At 47.1% G+C, this 16,185-nt stretch carries 13 protein-coding genes and 2 tRNA genes; 3 read left to right on the plus strand and 12 right to left on the minus strand.

Features of this window, described 5'->3' with window-relative positions; translation table 11 throughout:
• Nucleotides 1-151: 151 nt before the first annotated feature.
• The 3 genes from PSI17_RS10385 to PSI17_RS10395 are packed head-to-tail and all read left to right on the plus strand — an operon-like array spanning nucleotide 152 to nucleotide 2,763.
• Nucleotides 152-1,849, plus strand: coding sequence for a sensor histidine kinase (locus PSI17_RS10385; protein WP_273551928.1), 1,698 nt, complete (start codon nucleotides 152-154; stop codon nucleotides 1,847-1,849).
• A 2-nt stretch (nucleotides 1,850-1,851) separates the two neighbouring features.
• Complete coding sequence (btsR, locus tag PSI17_RS10390; protein WP_273551929.1) at nucleotides 1,852-2,571, plus strand: two-component system response regulator BtsR; 720 nt, start codon at nucleotides 1,852-1,854, stop codon at nucleotides 2,569-2,571.
• A 36-nt stretch (nucleotides 2,572-2,607) separates the two neighbouring features.
• Nucleotides 2,608-2,763: a hypothetical protein gene (locus PSI17_RS10395; protein WP_273551930.1), complete on the plus strand. Its 156-nt coding sequence runs from the start codon at nucleotides 2,608-2,610 to the stop codon at nucleotides 2,761-2,763.
• A gap of 188 nt (nucleotides 2,764-2,951) precedes the next feature.
• On the opposite strand, the gene PSI17_RS10400 is transcribed toward PSI17_RS10395, so the two are convergent.
• The 12 genes from PSI17_RS10400 to secG all read right to left on the minus strand — a co-directional run bounded on the left by PSI17_RS10400 (nucleotide 2,952) and on the right by secG (nucleotide 16,104).
• Nucleotides 2,952-4,883, minus strand: coding sequence for a DEAD/DEAH family ATP-dependent RNA helicase (locus tag PSI17_RS10400; RefSeq protein ID WP_273551931.1), 1,932 nt, complete (start codon nucleotides 4,881-4,883; stop codon nucleotides 2,952-2,954).
• Nucleotides 4,884-5,053: 170 nt separating this feature from the next.
• Nucleotides 5,054-5,938: a lipoprotein NlpI gene (gene nlpI, locus PSI17_RS10405; RefSeq protein ID WP_273551932.1), complete on the minus strand. Its 885-nt coding sequence runs from the start codon at nucleotides 5,936-5,938 to the stop codon at nucleotides 5,054-5,056.
• Between the two features lie 207 nt (nucleotides 5,939-6,145).
• On the minus strand, nucleotides 6,146-8,284 hold the full coding sequence (gene pnp, locus PSI17_RS10410; RefSeq protein ID WP_273551933.1) for a polyribonucleotide nucleotidyltransferase: 2,139 nt from the start codon (nucleotides 8,282-8,284) through the stop codon (nucleotides 6,146-6,148).
• A gap of 258 nt (nucleotides 8,285-8,542) precedes the next feature.
• Nucleotides 8,543-8,812 carry a 30S ribosomal protein S15 gene (gene rpsO, locus PSI17_RS10415; protein WP_273551934.1) on the minus strand — a complete coding sequence of 90 codons (270 nt, stop codon included), beginning with the start codon at nucleotides 8,810-8,812 and terminating at the stop codon, nucleotides 8,543-8,545.
• Between the two features lie 223 nt (nucleotides 8,813-9,035).
• A complete protein-coding gene (gene truB / locus PSI17_RS10420) occupies nucleotides 9,036-9,977 on the minus strand; it encodes a tRNA pseudouridine(55) synthase TruB (protein WP_273551935.1) in 942 nt (313 codons plus the stop codon).
• On the minus strand, nucleotides 9,977-10,396 hold the full coding sequence (gene rbfA, locus PSI17_RS10425) for a 30S ribosome-binding factor RbfA (RefSeq protein WP_273551936.1): 420 nt from the start codon (nucleotides 10,394-10,396) through the stop codon (nucleotides 9,977-9,979). Before rbfA ends, truB begins: the two co-directional genes overlap by 1 nt.
• Before the next feature lie 77 nt (nucleotides 10,397-10,473).
• On the minus strand, nucleotides 10,474-13,245 hold the full coding sequence (infB, locus tag PSI17_RS10430; RefSeq protein ID WP_273551937.1) for a translation initiation factor IF-2: 2,772 nt from the start codon (nucleotides 13,243-13,245) through the stop codon (nucleotides 10,474-10,476).
• A 25-nt stretch (nucleotides 13,246-13,270) separates the two neighbouring features.
• Complete coding sequence (nusA, locus tag PSI17_RS10435; RefSeq protein WP_273551938.1) at nucleotides 13,271-14,779, minus strand: transcription termination factor NusA; 1,509 nt, start codon at nucleotides 14,777-14,779, stop codon at nucleotides 13,271-13,273.
• 21 nt (nucleotides 14,780-14,800) lie between these two features.
• The gene (gene rimP / locus PSI17_RS10440) at nucleotides 14,801-15,253 is read right to left on the minus strand and encodes a ribosome maturation factor RimP (RefSeq protein ID WP_273551939.1); all 453 of its coding nucleotides are present in this window, start codon (nucleotides 15,251-15,253) and stop codon (nucleotides 14,801-14,803) included.
• Nucleotides 15,254-15,475: 222 nt separating this feature from the next.
• A tRNA-Met gene (locus PSI17_RS10445) sits at nucleotides 15,476-15,552 on the minus strand.
• Between the two features lie 58 nt (nucleotides 15,553-15,610).
• A tRNA-Leu gene (locus tag PSI17_RS10450) sits at nucleotides 15,611-15,700 on the minus strand.
• 65 nt (nucleotides 15,701-15,765) lie between these two features.
• The gene (gene secG, locus PSI17_RS10455; protein ID WP_273551940.1) at nucleotides 15,766-16,104 is read right to left on the minus strand and encodes a preprotein translocase subunit SecG; all 339 of its coding nucleotides are present in this window, start codon (nucleotides 16,102-16,104) and stop codon (nucleotides 15,766-15,768) included.
• Nucleotides 16,105-16,185: the final 81 nt, after the last annotated feature.

Consider the following 16,185-nt stretch of genomic DNA (forward strand, 5'->3'; position numbering starts at 1 on the left):
TCATCTGTAAGGACTAACACTATTTATTTTTATTTATCCGCCATTTTCAGTTCCTGACTAGAAAATCCGCCCTACGGGGCGGATAATGCTTCCCCCCGCCTGTAAATACGTTATCCTGCCAACGCCCTATTGATGTGACGGATGAGAAGGTATGTACGAATTTAACCTCGTGTTGTTATTACTTCAGCAGATGTGTGTCTATCTGGTGATCGCTTGGCTCCTGAGTAAAACGCCCCTGTTTATTCCCTTGCTGCAAGTCACCGTCCGTTTACCCCATAAGCTGATGTGTTACGTGATTTTTTCCATTTTTTGCATTATGGGTACCTATTTTGGACTGAATGTTAACGATTCGATTGCCAATACCCGCGCGATTGGGGCTGTGCTGGGTGGATTTCTTGGCGGGCCAACCGTCGGGGCAATGGTGGGATTCACCGGAGGACTGCACCGTTATTCTCTCGGTGGCATGACCGCATTTAGCTGTATGGTATCCACCATTGTAGAAGGGGTACTCGGTGGTCTTGTCCATATTTATCTGATGAAAAAAGGACAACTCAATAAGTTATTGAATCCGTGGACGGCTGCCATTGTCACTTTCTTTGCTGAATGCACGCAAATGGGCATTATCCTGTTACTTGCCAATCCGTTCAGTGAAGCGTTGAGTTTGGTGAAAGATATTGCCGCGCCCATGATCATCGCCAATAGTATCGGGGCGGCCATGTTTATCCGTATCTTATTGGACAGGCGTGCTATTTTCAAAAAATACACCAGCGCTTTTTCTGCCCAAGCGCTAAAAATTGCCGTCTGTACAGAGGGCATTTTGCGTAAGGGTTTTAATGAAGATAACAGTATGCGCGTGGCAAAAGTGATCTATCAAGAGTTAGAGATCGGGGCGGTGGCGATTACGGACAGAGAAAAGTTACTGGCGTTTATTGGTATCGGTTCGGATCATCATTTACCGGGGACGCCGATTGCGGCCAAACAATCCCATCGTGCGATTGAAAATAATGAGGTCGTGTATGCCGATGGCAATGAAACACCTTATTGCTGCTCCCTTAGCCCAACCTGCAAACTTGGCTCCGCTTTGGTGATCCCTTTGCGGGGAGAAAATCAACAAGTCATTGGCACGATCAAACTTTACGAAGCCAAGAACCGCTTATTTAGTTCCATCAATCGCACATTGGGAGAGGGAATTGCCAGCCTGCTCTCTGCCCAAATTCTTGCCGGACAGTATGAACGGAATAAGCAATCTTTGCTGCAATCAGAAATAAAGCTCCTTCACGCGCAAGTGAATCCTCACTTTTTATTTAATGCCTTAAATACATTGCAAGCCGTTATCCGTCGGGATAGCCAGCAGGCAGGTCAGCTTGTGCAGTATCTCTCAACATTTTTCCGTAAAAATTTAAAGCGGCCTGAAGATATCGCCACACTGGAAAATGAGATAGAGCATGTAAACGCTTACTTACAAATTGAGAAAGCCCGTTTCCGTGAGCACCTTCAGATTGCCATTGAAATACCTGAGTCCCTGCGCCATGCACGGCTACCGGCCTTTTCCCTCCAACCCATGGTAGAAAATGCCATTAAACATGGCACATCACAGTTACTGGAGACAGGAAGAATTACGATTAGCGCTCATCAGGAAGCCAATTTGCTCTTGGTGAAGATTGAAGATAATGCCGGGCTGTATTGCCCCCAAAAAATGGGGGATGGCCTTGGGATGAGTTTAGTGGATAAACGTCTGCGGCTTCGTTATGGTAAACAATATGGGGTGCGAGTTGATTGCCAGCCAGAAAAATTTACCCGTGTCATTTTGTGTTTACCATTAGAAAAAGAGACTAAAAAAGCGGCGTAAATATGAATATATTGATTGTTGATGATGAGCCACTGGCGCGTGAGAACCTACGTTGTCTGCTGGAAGAGGAAACCGATATTCAAATCCTGGGTGAATGTGCCAACGCAGTAGAAGCGATTGGTGCCATTCATCGCCTGAAACCCGATGTGGTCTTCCTCGATATTCAAATGCCCCGCATTACCGGACTGGAAATGGTCGGTATGCTTGATCCTGAGCATCGCCCTTATATTGTCTTTCTGACTGCGTTCGATGAATATGCGATACAAGCCTTTGAAGAACATGCTTTCGATTATTTATTGAAGCCACTGGAAAAAGAGCGCCTGAGTAAAACGCTGAAACGATTGCGTTCTGGCTATAAAAAGCAAAATCTGACTGAAGTTCAGCGTGAAGATGAACAACTGAAATATATTCCCTGTACCGGACATAGCCGAATCTGGCTGATGCCATTGGATGATGTCCTGTATGTCACTTCCCGGCTGAGTGGGGTATATGTCATGAGTGCCAACGGGCAAGAAGGCTTTACCGAGCTGACTTTGCGTACACTGGAAACCCGCACTTCACTCACCCGTTGCCATCGCCAGTATTTAGTTAACATGACGCAATTACGGGAGATTGTTTTTGGCGAAAACGGGCAGGCAGAGCTGGTTCTGAGCAATGACGAGCGTATTCCGGTGAGTCGTCGTTACTTGAAACCCCTTAAAGAAGAATTGGGGTTAAATTAATCGCCGCTTAGCAAAATTAATACCAACCGAATGATATTGAAAAACCTCAAGAATCAGCAACAACTGGAGATTAAAGGGAATTTCAGTACCTCACGTTTATTGATCGGTGATTTTTTTGATGCCGCATTTCAGTTACAGACTCTGCTCAATCAGCATCGCTTCCTGAAAGGAATTAAGCAAACGCCTCACTAAGAAAACAGCCTGAATTTAATTCAGCGTTTATATAACTTCATGTCATGTGATATGTTTTAACATAATTAGTAAGCTAAATAGCAAAAGCCCTTTCTCCATGATAGAGAAAGGGCTTTTTTAATTCATCGTTGCGATATGTTCAACGCAACGATAAATCAAGCAAGTCTCAATAAGAGATTAGCTTGTACTTAAACGTTGCCATTGCTTTGACGACGACGTGGTGCATCATCGTTGCTGCGACCGCGGAAAGAGCTACGCTCAGCGCCGCCACGACGTTCGTTGTTAAAACGACGGCCACCGTTATTGCTATTGCTGTTGCTGAAACCGTCACGGTCACGACGTGGGCCATTGCTACCGTTACCATTGCTGCGGTCACCACGACGCTCACGACGTTCAAATGGTTGTGCCTCACCCATCAACTGCATATTCATTGGCTTGTTCAGAATACGGGTACGGGTGAAATGAGACAGCAAGTCCCCTGGCATTCCTTTTGGCAGTTCAATCGTAGAGTGAGTCGCAAACAGCTTGATGTTACCGATATAACGGCTGCTGATATCACCTTCGTTTGCAATTGCACCCACAATGTGGCGAACTTCAACGCCATCATCACGGCCAACTTCGATGCGATACAGTTCCATATCACCCACGTCACGACGTTCGCGACGAGGACGATCACCTCGCTCACTTCGCTCACCTCTGTCACGCTCACCAAAGCTACTCGGGTTGCCGTTGCTATTACGACGACGGTCATCACGATCGTTACGATCGTTGAATTCACGACGAGGACGACGCACTGGATCAGCTGGCAGAATAAGTGGGCGCTCACCCTGTGCCATTTTCAGCAGGGCTGCTGCCAGTGTATCCATATCCAGATCATCGCTAGTACCCAACTTGGACAGCAATGAACGGTATTGTTCCAGATCGCTGCTTTCAAGCTGTTGCTGAACATTGGCCGCAAACTTCTCCAGACGGCGCTGACCCAGAAGCTCTGCATTTGGTAGTTCTACTTCTGGAATGGTCAGTTTCATGGTGCGTTCAACGTTACGCAGTAAACGACGCTCACGGTTTTCAACAAACAGCAGAGCACGACCCGCACGGCCTGCACGACCTGTACGACCAATACGGTGTACATAAGATTCTGCATCCATTGGGATGTCGTAGTTAACAACCAAGCTAATACGATCAACATCCAGACCACGAGCGGCAACATCAGTCGCAATCAGGATGTCCAAGCGACCATCTTTCAGACGCTCAAGTGTCTGCTCACGCAGAGCCTGATTCATGTCACCATTCAGGGCCGCAGAGTTGTAGCCGTTGCGTTCCAGTGTTTCTGCAACTTCCAGCGTTGCATTCTTGGTGCGAACGAAAATAATCGCCGCATCAAAATCTTCTGCTTCAAGGAAACGCACCAGCGCTTCATTCTTGCGCATGCCGTAAACAGACCAGTAGCTCTGGCTGATGTCAGGACGGTTTGTCACACTGCTCTGAATACGAACTTCCTGTGGATCATTCATGAAACGACGGGTAATGCGGCGAATCGCTTCCGGCATTGTCGCTGAGAACAGCGCAGTTTGGTGTTCAGCCGGGATCTGGCTCATGATGTTTTCAACATCTTCAATAAAGCCCATGCGCAGCATTTCGTCGGCTTCGTCCAGTACCAAACCTTTCAGGTTAGACAGGTCCAATGTTCCACGTTTCAGATGGTCGAGCAAACGGCCAGGCGTTCCCACCACAACTTGTGGCCCCTGACGCAAAGCACGCAATTGAACATCATAACGCTGTCCGCCGTAAAGCGCAACAACATTCACATTACGCATGTGCTTGGAAAAATCTGAACACGCTTCAGCAACCTGCACCGCCAGTTCACGGGTTGGCGCTAACACAAGGATCTGTGGCGCTTTAAGTTCAGCATCAATGTTATGCAATAAAGGCAAGCTGAAAGCGGCGGTTTTACCACTGCCAGTCTGTGCCATCCCCAGCACATCGCGACCGTTCAGCAGGTGGGGAATACATTGTTGTTGAATAGGAGAAGGCTTTTCATAGCCCATGTCTTCCAGTGCAGAAAGAATAGGTGCAGATAAACCTAAATCAGCAAAAGAGATTTCAGTCTCAGTGGTCATGTAATGGTGCCTCATTAATCGTGGCGGCCAGTCTACATAACACAGTGAAAAGAATTTCTGTCATTTTCATTTAAAATGTGAACTGGCTCAAATTATGTTATTAAACGAACAAACAAGCCCCCACCTCTAGAGATGTGGACTTTAAAATCTGTCGTGAAAATGTTCGTCAGCTATTGTTGGTTCGATTCCGATAAGTCATCTTGTTTTTGGCCTAATAGCGCCAATTCCAACAATGCGTAGCGGTGCTCAACAAAGTTATGAACATTGTTAGCTACCGTCAGCTTGAATAACGCAACTGCGTTATCCTCATCCCCCAGACTTAGGTAATGTTTACCTAAATAGAAGTCAGTTTCACTGAGATGCTCAGCGAGCGAAGTGTTATCTGTTGAACCCTGTTTTAAGCGTTCCATCAGTGTCTTCTCACTGATTTTACCCAAATAGAATTCAACAATATTCCAGCCCCATCGCCCCCGGTTCGCTTTGTCAAAATGGTGTGACAAATTAGTCATTGCAACCTTAGGATCAATTTTTTCTTCCACAAGGTACAACCACAACGAACGGAAGGGATCATTTGGATCGTCTTGATAAAACGCCTGCAGATCATCCTGCGCTAATTGATAGCGGCCACCGTAATACAGTGAAATACCGCGATTCATTCGCGCGTAGTTGTAAGTTGGATCAAGTTCTAAAACAGAATCAAACGCTTCATAGGCAGAATCAAAATTGCCTGCCTGCGTAAAATAAATTCCCAGATAATTAAAAATTTCAGGAATATCAGGACGGATAGACAAAGCCACTGAAAAATCATTCTGTGCCAGTGCCCTCAGCCCAAGGCTATCATACAGCACACCTCGTTCATATAAAAGCTGTGCGTACTCATCTTCCGTAAGTGACCGACTCGCCAGTATTTGCTCCATGCGAGCCAGAATAACCTCTTGTTGCAATGTCGGTTGTAATGGAATAGCAATAACTTCATTTTTACGCCACCCAGTGCTGCTACATCCCACAAGAAGAAAAATAGCTGCAACGTAACACCAGCGCAGAAAAGAATTCATTTCCCACTCCCGAAGTCAGACATCAATCAGAATGCCCTGTTACTCCACCCACATTGTATATTTCAGGCTTCCTGCCCAAAATTGACTTTCTCTCTCATCTTCCAAGTTATTGCCAAGCGAAGACAAACGCTACGATAAACACAACAACTCAAAATCTATTGAGGTAAACGGCGCCCTTTTTACAGGACGCCGCGCTTTACGTCAAATTTATTCTACTGATGATTCTGGTAACTGCTGTGTTTCACCCGTCGTAGCCACGGCTTCTTTCATGCTCAGGCGGATACGACCCTGACGGTCAATTTCCAGCACTTTTACCGGTACTTCTTGCCCAAGTTGCAGGTAATCGGTGACTTTCTCGACACGTTTTTCCGCGATCTGAGAAATGTGTACCAGACCTTCTTTACCGCCGCCGATAGCAACAAATGCGCCAAAATCAACGATACGGGTCACTTTACCAGCATAAATACGGCCAACTTCAACTTCTGCCGTGATTTCTTCGATACGTCTGATAGCATGACGCGCTTTATCACCGTCAGTCGCCGCAATCTTCACCGTACCATCGTCTTCAATCTCAATGGTAGTACCTGTTTCTTCCGTCAATGCACGGATCACGGAACCCCCTTTACCAATCACATCTTTGATCTTGTCTGGATTGATCTTGATAGTGTGGATACGTGGGGCAAATTGAGAGATATCATTGCGTGGGCTATGAATCGCTTGTTCCATGACATTCAGGATGTGCAAACGGGCACCTTTGGCCTGATTCAGCGCAATCTGCATGATTTCACGGGTAATACCTTCGATTTTGATGTCCATTTGCAATGCGCTGACACCATCACGGCTACCCGCTACTTTAAAGTCCATGTCGCCCAGATGATCTTCATCACCCAGAATATCAGACAGAACAACAAAGTTCTCGCCTTCTTTCACCAGACCCATTGCAATACCTGCAACAGCCGCCTTAATTGGCACACCTGCATCCATCAGTGCCAGTGACGCACCACAGACAGACGCCATAGAGGAAGAACCGTTGGATTCCGTGATTTCAGACACAACGCGAATGGTATACGGGAATTCACTGGCATTTGGCATCACCGCCAATACACCGCGTTTCGCCAGACGACCGTGACCAATTTCACGACGTTTTGGTGAACCGACCATGCCAGTTTCGCCGACAGAGTATGGAGGGAAGTTATAATGGAACAAGAAACGATCGGTACGCTCACCCATCAGTTCATCGATAACTTGGGCATCGCGCTCGGTGCCCAGTGTTGCCGCCACCAGTGCCTGAGTTTCACCACGGGTAAACAGAGATGAACCATGAGTGCGTGGCAGGACGCCAGTGCGAACATCCAAAGCACGAACCATGTCTTTTTCACGGCCATCAATACGCGGTTCACCACGCAGGACACGGCTACGAACAACGTCTTTTTCCAGACCGGAGAGAACGGCAAGAATCTCTTTTTCTTCCAGTTCAACGCCTTTTTCCGCAGACTCTGCCAAGATAACCGCAGTGACTTCTTCTTTGATAATATCAACCTGAGCGTAACGTTCCTGCTTCTCAGTAATGCGATAAGCGTCACCCAGACGGCTTTCAGCCAGTTCCGCAGCACGAGCGTGCAGAGGCTGGTTAACCGGCTCTGGCGACCAATCCCATTTCTCTTTGCCTGCTTCAGCCACCAGTGCGTTGATGTTATCAATCACAATCTGTTGTTGCTCATGACCAAACACAACCGCACCCAACATTTGCTCTTCCGTCAGCAGCTCGGCTTCAGACTCTACCATCAGTACCGCACCCTCTGTACCCGCAACCACCAGATCCAGACGGCTGTGTTTCAGCTCATCACTGGTTGGGTTCAGTACGTACTGGTCGTTGATGTAGCCAACACGTGCAGCACCAATTGGGCCATTGAATGGGATGCCAGATAATGCCAGTGCAGCAGAGGAGCCAATCATCGCAACGACATCAGGGTTGATTTGTGGGTTAACAGAAACGACTGTCGCGATGATTTGAACTTCATTCAGGAAACCTTCTGGGAACAGAGGGCGCAGGGGGCGGTCGATAAGGCGGGCAACTAATGTTTCGCCTTCGCCCGGACGACCTTCACGACGAAAGAAACTTCCCGGAATACGGCCAGCAGCGTAAGTACGCTCCTGATAGTTAACAGTCAGAGGAAAGAAATCCTGACCTGTTTTGGCTTTCTTTTGACCTACCACGGTGACAAATACCGCAGTGTCATCCATATTTACCATAACGGCTGCTGTCGCTTGACGAGCCATCATGCCAGTTTCAATGGTCACCGTGTGTTGACCATACTGAAATTTACGAACAATCGGATTCAGCAAAATAATCTTCCTTTGTTAGTGTTGCCGCTTTAAGAAAGAGACAACAATAGAGTTTCTCTTCTTGCTACACCCTCACGACTAATGACAGTGCTCAATCCTTTAAGGACTCTCATTAGCCGCGCGAGTCACTGTAGCGGAAGAGGTTCAAATTTTAGAAACGGTAAAAACAGTGGTTAAATTTCCCAATTCTGTTTGTATCAATTCCGTTTCTTAGAAGAAAAGGGGCCGATTAGGCCCCTTTCCACTGAAACTCATCAATTAGCGACGCAGTCCCAGACGCTCAATCAGAGCAGTATAGCGTGCCAAATCTTTACGCTTCAGGTAGTTCAGCAGCTTACGGCGCTGTGCAACCTTTCTCAGCAGACCACGACGGCTGTGGTGATCTTTTTTGTGCTCTGAAAAGTGACCTTGCAGGTGGTTGATGTCAGTAGTCAGCAGAGCGATCTGAACTTCGCTGGAACCACTGTCGTTAGCGCCGCGACCAAATTCAGCAATAATCTGCGCCTTTGCAGCAGTACTTAGAGACATAGTATAACTCCAATTATGTAATTTAAAATGACAAGTGCCGATCTCTAATTCAGCAACTCATGTAGACGCGGTATTCTACGCTGCAAATAAGTGAAGCGCAAGACAGCACAATCGCCGCCATTCTGCGCCCCAACTCAAATTACCTGCTCCAAATTCCTTGTCTGTTGCTATCATTATCGATTTCAACAGCTATTTGTTTTTAACAGCGATTTGTTTTTAACAGCTATTCAGTTTCAACAACCAGACGACGTGGCGCCACTAATCCATCCTCATCAATCACTGCAATGCCGATGAAGTTATTTTCATCGCCTGCGGTAACTCTCACCCATTCATTTGAAGTCAAATTATGTTTGCTTCGAACAGGCTGACCTTGTTTGAAGTACGACGCAACCACAGAGGTTAAGTGAATGACAGGAAAATGGGTCACCGCGGTGTCCATGGGCAGCAACAATGGATCAAGCAATTCCGACGCCTCAATGTCTTGATCTTCAGCCTGTTGTTTTAATTCATGTAACTGTTCCAACGTGACCATTCTTTGATGAGGATAATGGGCAACCTGTAAGCGACGCAGATAAATAACATGTGCGCCACAGCCCAGCCGTTCCCCTAAATCATCAATGATGGTACGAATGTACGTTCCCTTGGAACAGTGTATTTCCAATTCCAGTTCATTCCCTTCCCAGCGAATGAATTGTAATTCATAAACCGTGATAGGACGTGCTTCCCGCTCAACTTCGATACCCTGACGGGCATATTCGTAGAGTGGTTTCCCCTGATGTTTCAATGCAGAATACATGGAAGGAACCTGCATGGTGTCACCACGGAATGTCTCCAATGCAGCATTGAGCTGAGGTTCAGTGATGTTGACTTCACGTTCACTGATGAGGGTTCCATGTGAATCCGACGTATCCGTCCGCTGTCCCAAACGGGCAATCACGCGATAGCGTTTGTCAGAATCCAGCAAGAATTGGGAAAATTTGGTCGCTTCACCAAGGCAAATCGGCAACATGCCGGTTGCCAATGGGTCCAGTGCCCCCGTATGGCCCGCCTTGCTGGCATTGAAAATCCGCCTTACTTTTTGTAACGCATCATTGGAGGAAATCTCTTGCGGCTTATCCAGCAGCAGCACACCGTGTATCGCACGGCCTTTACGACGGCGCCCCATCACTTTTCCTCATTATGATCCGCGTGATCCGCAGAGGCGCGACGTTTCTCATCGCTTTTAACGACGTTACTGACTAAATTCGACATCCGCATCCCATCCACCAACGAACTGTCATAAGAGAATGTCAGCTCGGGAATGACACGCAGGCGCATCGCTTTACCTAGCAGGGAACGAATAAAACCAGAGGCTTCGTTCAAGGCCTTGATACCTTCTTCAACTCTATCTGAATCATGCCCTTCAACCAGCACATTCAGAAAGGTGACAAATACTTTGGCATAAGCCAGATCGCGGGAAACCTCAACACCAGAGACTGTCGCCATACCGATACGGGGATCTTTGACTTCACGCTGTAAGATGATGGCAATTTCTTTTTGCATTTCCTGTGCAACGCGCTGAGTACGACTAAATTCTTTTGCCATTGTTATATCTCCTGACATTTTGGGGGGCATTAAGCCCCCCAAGAATGGAATGAATCTATTGGGTATAAATAATGGTATTAATCAATGGAGCGTTTAATTTCAATCACTTCAAAGACTTCAATCATGTCGCCAACGCGAACATCATTGTAGTTCTTCACACCGATACCACATTCCATACCATTACGGACTTCGCTAACGTCATCCCTAAAGCGACGCAGGGATTCCAGTTCACCTTCGTAAATAACGACGTTATCACGCAGTACGCGGATCGGATTATTACGCTTGATAGAACCTTCTGTCACCATACAACCCGCAACGGCACCAAGCTTCGGTGACTTAAAGACGTCACGAACTTCGGCAAGACCCATGATCTGCTGTTTGTACTCTGGTGCCAGCATGCCGCTCATAGCCTGTTTGATCTCATCAATCAGGTTATAGATAACAGAGTAGTAACGCAGATCCAGACTTTCGTTTTCGATAATACGACGTGCAGACGCATCAGCACGAACGTTGAAGCCCAGAATAATTGCGGTAGATGCCGCTGCCAGTGTCGCATCAGTTTCAGTGATACCACCTACACCAGAACCGATGATTTTCACTTTCACTTCATCCGTTGACAGTTTCAGCAACGCGTCACAAATGGCTTCACATGTACCCTGAACATCCGTTTTCAGAACGATGTTCAGCTCAGAGACCTTACCTTCTTCCATGCTGGCGAAGATGTTTTCCAGCTTAGCCTTATGCTGACGAGCTAATTTCACTTCACGGAATTTACCCTGACGATACAAGGCCACTTCACGCGCTTTTTTCTCATCACGAACAACCGTCGCTTCATCACCCGCAGATGGGACATTGGACAGACCCAAAATTTCCACTGGGATAGATGGACCAGCAGAAGTCACTTCACGGCCGAGTTCGTTACGCATCGCACGGATACGACCATATTCGAAGCCACACAGAACGATATCGCCTTTGTTCAGAGTACCAGACTGAACCAGAATGGTTGCAACTGGGCCACGGCCTTTATCCAAGAAGGATTCAATGACCACACCATTTGCCATGCCAGTACGTACAGCGTTCAGTTCAAGGACTTCAGCCTGAAGCAAGATGGCTTCCAGCAATTCATCAATACCCGTACCTGCTTTGGCAGACACATTGATGAACTGGTTCTCACCGCCCCAATCCTCTGGCATGATGCCGTATTGCGACAATTCCGTCTTCACGCGATCCGGATCAGCTTCCAGCTTATCGATCTTGTTCACAGCAACAACAACCGGTACGTTGGCCGCTTTAGCATGCTGGATAGCTTCTATAGTCTGAGGCATCACGCCATCATCTGCCGCGACAACCAGAACAACGATATCTGTTGCTTTCGCACCACGGGCACGCATGGAGGTAAACGCAGCATGGCCTGGGGTATCCAGGAAGGTGATCATGCCTTTTTCAGTTTTCACATGATATGCACCAATGTGCTGGGTAATGCCACCCGCCTCTCCAGAAGCCACTTTCGTAGAACGGATATAGTCCAACAGGGAAGTTTTACCGTGGTCAACGTGACCCATGATGGTCACAACTGGCGCACGGGATTCTGCCAGTGTTTCACCCGTATCACGATCGCTCATCAGCGCTTCTTCCAGCTCGTTTTCACGACGCAGGATAACTTTGTGCCCCATTTCTTCGGCAACCGTCTGCGCTGTTTCTTGGTCGATCACTTGGTTGATGGTGACCATTGCGCCCATGTTCATCATAGTCTTAATGACTTGGGCACCTTTGACGGCCATTTTATTAGCCAATTCAGCCACAGTGATCGTCTCACCAATCACAACGTCACGGTTAACTGCAACAACAGGTTTCGTGAAGCTCTGCTGTAACGAGCTAGGTTTACGTTGTTTACCTTTGGTGCGACCCACAGCACGCGCTTCTTCGCGATCTGCTTTCGATTCAGAATGTTTGTTATTCTTCTTCTGGCGGGATTTGCCACCACGGGAGCGGGAACGACGATCGCCTTCTACTTTGGCGTCGTTTTCATCTTCCGCATCACGAGCATAGCGGGAAGTGGTTATGTGGTAATCACTATTTTCGGTATTATTATCAGCGTCGTTAGACCATTTGTCTTTATTCTCTTCCGCCATTCGACGAGCTTCTTCTGCAACACGCTTCGCTTCTTCTTCCACCTTACGGCGCACTTCTTCTTCAGCTTTACGTTTTAGATTTGCAGCTTCAACTTCACGACGCACTTTTTCATTTTGCGCAGCAGGATGAGTCTGAACTGATTTTTGTTTGTTTTCGGTATGTTGCTTAGTCACTTTTTCTTTTTCCGCCGCCTCACCTTGGGGTAGTTTAACCCCCTCACGCTTGGCTTTTTCTTCTGCTACACGTCGAGCGCTCTCTTCCGCTTCACGTTTTGTCTTTTCTTCGACGTCACGTTTAGCTTGCTCTTCCGCGAGTTTTTTCGCTTCAGTCTCAAGCCGCGCCTTCTCTTCTGCCTCGCGCCGAGCTTGCTCTTCCGCTTCACGCTCCGCCTGCTCTTCCGCTTTAACCTGGTCAACGGCATCGCGGTTCACATATGTGCGTTTTTTGCGGACTTCAATCGCTACCGATTTACTTTTGCCACCGGTGCCAGGAACGTTCAGTGTACTGCGCGTTTTACGCTGTAGTGTCAATTTACCTGGCTGACCGCCAGAACCGCCTTGTTCGCGGTTCAGGTGGGCCAGCAAAGCTTCTTTTTCTTTCTGGGAAACAGAGTCAGTTGCGGTTTTCTGAATGCCAGCATCAGCAAATTGCTGGATTAGACGTTCTACCGATGTCTGGATCTCTTCTGCCAGTAATTTTACGGTTACCTCTGTCATTCTGTTCCTTCCTGCTACAGTTTATTTATGCATCATCGCCAAACCAACAGATATTACGGGCTGCCATAATGAGTTCTCCTGCTTTCTCATCATTCAGTCCTTCGATATCAGATAAGTCGTCGATACCCTGTTCTGCAAGATCTTCCAGAGTACAGATGCCACGGACAGCCAGGTTAAACGCCAAAGTACGCTCCATGCCGGGCAGATTCAATAAATCTTCGGCAGGTTGCTGATCACCAAGACTCTCTTTCTGAGCCAGTTCCAGCGTTGTCAAGGCCGCTTTAGCACGTTCACGAAGAACTTCAACGGTTTCTTCATCAAGGCCTTCTACCGCCAGAAGTTCATTGATTGGCACGTAAGCCAGCTCTTCCAGTGTAGAGAAACCTTCCTCAACTAATACAGTGGCGAAATCTTCATCAATGTCGAGATGCTTAGTAAATGTATCAATAGAAGCATGAGCTTCTGCCTGATGTTTTGCTTGTAGCTCTTCCGCAGTCATGACATTCAGTTCCCACTTGTCATCACCACGATGCTTTTTCAACAGTTGTGCCGCCAGACGAACATTTTGACCATTACGTCCAATCGCCTGAGCAAGATTACTGTTTTCTACGGCAACATCCATTGTGCAGTTGTCTTCGTCAACCACAATAGATGCAACATCCGCCGGAGCCATTGCATTAATGACAAACTGCGCAGGGTTATCGTCCCACAGCACGATGTCAATTCTTTCACCGCCCAACTCACTGGAAACGGCCTGTACCCTTGCACCACGCATACCGACACAAGCGCCAACAGGATCAATACGCTTGTCGTTGGTCTTCACTGCGATCTTTGCACGGGAACCCGGATCACGGGCAGCCGCCTTGATTTCAATGATTTCTTCACCAACCTCAGGCACTTCAATGCGGAATAGTTCTACCAACATCTCTGGACGGGAGCGAGTGATAAAAAGCTGTGCACCACGAGCTTCTGGGCGAACATCATACAGGACACCGCGCACGCGGTCACCTGGACGGAAGTTTTCCCGTGGTAACATATCTTCACGCAAAATGACCGCTTCAGCATTACTACCTAAATCCAAGGTAATATTTTCACGGTTCACTTTTTTGACCTGACCGGTCACAATTTCGCCCTGCTGTGCACGAAATTGATCAACAACCATCGCACGTTCAGCTTCACGAACTTTCTGTACGATAACCTGTTTTGCCGTCTGGGTCGTAATACGATCAAAAGTGACTGATTCAATTTGATCTTCTATGTAACCACCCAGATCAATTTCTGGTTCTTCAAATTTTGCAGCGTCTAGTGTGATTTCACGCGTTGGTTGAGTCACTTCTTCTACAACTAACCAGCGACGGAAGGTATCAAAATCACCTGATTTACGATCGATGCAGACGCGAACATCGATCTCCTGCTCATACTTTTTCTTGGTGGCTGTCGCCAGCGCAATCTCTAATGCTTCGAAGATTTTTTCGCGAGGGAGTGATTTTTCATTAGAAACCGCTTCCACAACAGCCAGAATTTCTTTATTCATCCTAGTTGCCTCATCCGAACTTTAAAAGTGGGGTACCAGGTTCGCTTTCTGGATGTTGCTCAGTGCGAACACTTCGTCTTTTCCATTCACCGCAACCGTAATCATTTCACCATCAACAGCCTTGATAATACCTTGCCATTTGCGACGGTTCTGCATTGCCATGCGTAACATCAGACTGACTTCTTCGCCGATAAAACGCTGATAATGTTCAGCCTTAAACAGTGGACGCTCAAGCCCTGGTGAAGATATTTCTAGGTTATAAAGCCCAGGAACCGGATCTTCAACATCAAGCACTGCACTGACCTGGTGGCTAACATCAGCACAATTATCAACAGTGATACCCTCCTCACTATCGATATAGATCCGCAACGTTGATACACGAGCGCGAATAAACTCCAGGCCAACTAATTCAAAACCCAAAGCTTCAACTGGTGCTGAAATTATCTCTGTTAATTTTTGCTCTAATGTGGACAAGCCCACCCCCAAGACATAAAAAAAGGGCTATATTAGCCCAGTAATTCTGCTGTCAAATAACAAAAAACCCCGACACTCGGGGCTTTATGCAACTGGACCCTGTTTACTGCCAGCGGTCTCAACCAACTTCTTTGTATACCTTTCAAAGCAACCTGTCAAATCAGGATCGATATCTCAATGGCTGCTGAGGATTACTGCTGAAAAGGTACATGTTGTTAGAAGTGGTTGCGGGAGCCGGATTTGAACCGACGACCTTCGGGTTATGAGCCCGACGAGCTACCATGCTGCTCCATCCCGCGTTCGAAAACGTGGCAAATCTTACGCTGATAATATTAAAAACGCAAGTTTATAGATTTATGGTGCCGAGGACGGGACTTGAACCCGTACGCCCGTTGTTTAGGCACTACCACCTCAAGGTAGCGTGTATACCAATTTCACCACCTCGGCACTGATTTTAGAGGATTGTTATACGGTTAAAATTAACAACCCTACTTCAATTCTGTTACTGGATCTTACTGCGGGATATCACTATTTGGTTTTGCTGGCGTTGCCGGAACTTCTGTCTGTTTTTCAACTTTTACAGGTTCGACAAGATTATCCCATTTACTGCCAGAAACTGTCTTATTACTGGTCATGTTACCCAGAATCAGACTGATAACAATAAACAATGTGGCAAAAACAGCCGTCATGCGGGTCATGAAGTTACTGGAACCCGATGAACCAAACAGCGTGTTAGATGCACCCGCGCCGAAAGAAGCACCCATATCAGCACCTTTACCCTGCTGTAGCAGAACCAGAGCGATTAGCCCGATACCAACCAGCAAGAATATACCTAAAAGAGCTTCATACATATGTTGTACCCGTTTCCTCGTGGGGTTTACCACAATTTCGTAGCGACGTTATATTGCATCACCCGCTCACAAAATTAGAAA

The organism is Xenorhabdus sp. IM139775, from assembly GCF_028598745.1.
In the GTDB taxonomy this organism is placed as follows: Bacteria; Pseudomonadota; Gammaproteobacteria; order Enterobacterales; family Enterobacteriaceae; genus Xenorhabdus.

Coding starts and splice junctions, on each gene's coding strand:
- PSI17_RS10385 (WP_273551928.1), top strand. CDS start 152: ATGTACGAATTTAACCTCGTGTTGTTATTACTTCAGCAGATGTGTGTC.
- btsR (WP_273551929.1), top strand. CDS start 1,852: ATGAATATATTGATTGTTGATGATGAGCCACTGGCGCGTGAGAACCTA.
- PSI17_RS10400 (WP_273551931.1), bottom strand. CDS start 4,883: ATGACCACTGAGACTGAAATCTCTTTTGCTGATTTAGGTTTATCTGCA.
- nlpI (WP_273551932.1), bottom strand. CDS start 5,938: ATGAATTCTTTTCTGCGCTGGTGTTACGTTGCAGCTATTTTTCTTCTT.
- rpsO (WP_273551934.1), bottom strand. CDS start 8,812: ATGTCTCTAAGTACTGCTGCAAAGGCGCAGATTATTGCTGAATTTGGT.
- truB (WP_273551935.1), bottom strand. CDS start 9,977: ATGGGGCGCCGTCGTAAAGGCCGTGCGATACACGGTGTGCTGCTGCTG.
- rbfA (WP_273551936.1), bottom strand. CDS start 10,396: ATGGCAAAAGAATTTAGTCGTACTCAGCGCGTTGCACAGGAAATGCAA.
- infB (WP_273551937.1), bottom strand. CDS start 13,245: ATGACAGAGGTAACCGTAAAATTACTGGCAGAAGAGATCCAGACATCG.
- nusA (WP_273551938.1), bottom strand. CDS start 14,779: ATGAATAAAGAAATTCTGGCTGTTGTGGAAGCGGTTTCTAATGAAAAA.
- secG (WP_273551940.1), bottom strand. CDS start 16,104: ATGTATGAAGCTCTTTTAGGTATATTCTTGCTGGTTGGTATCGGGCTA.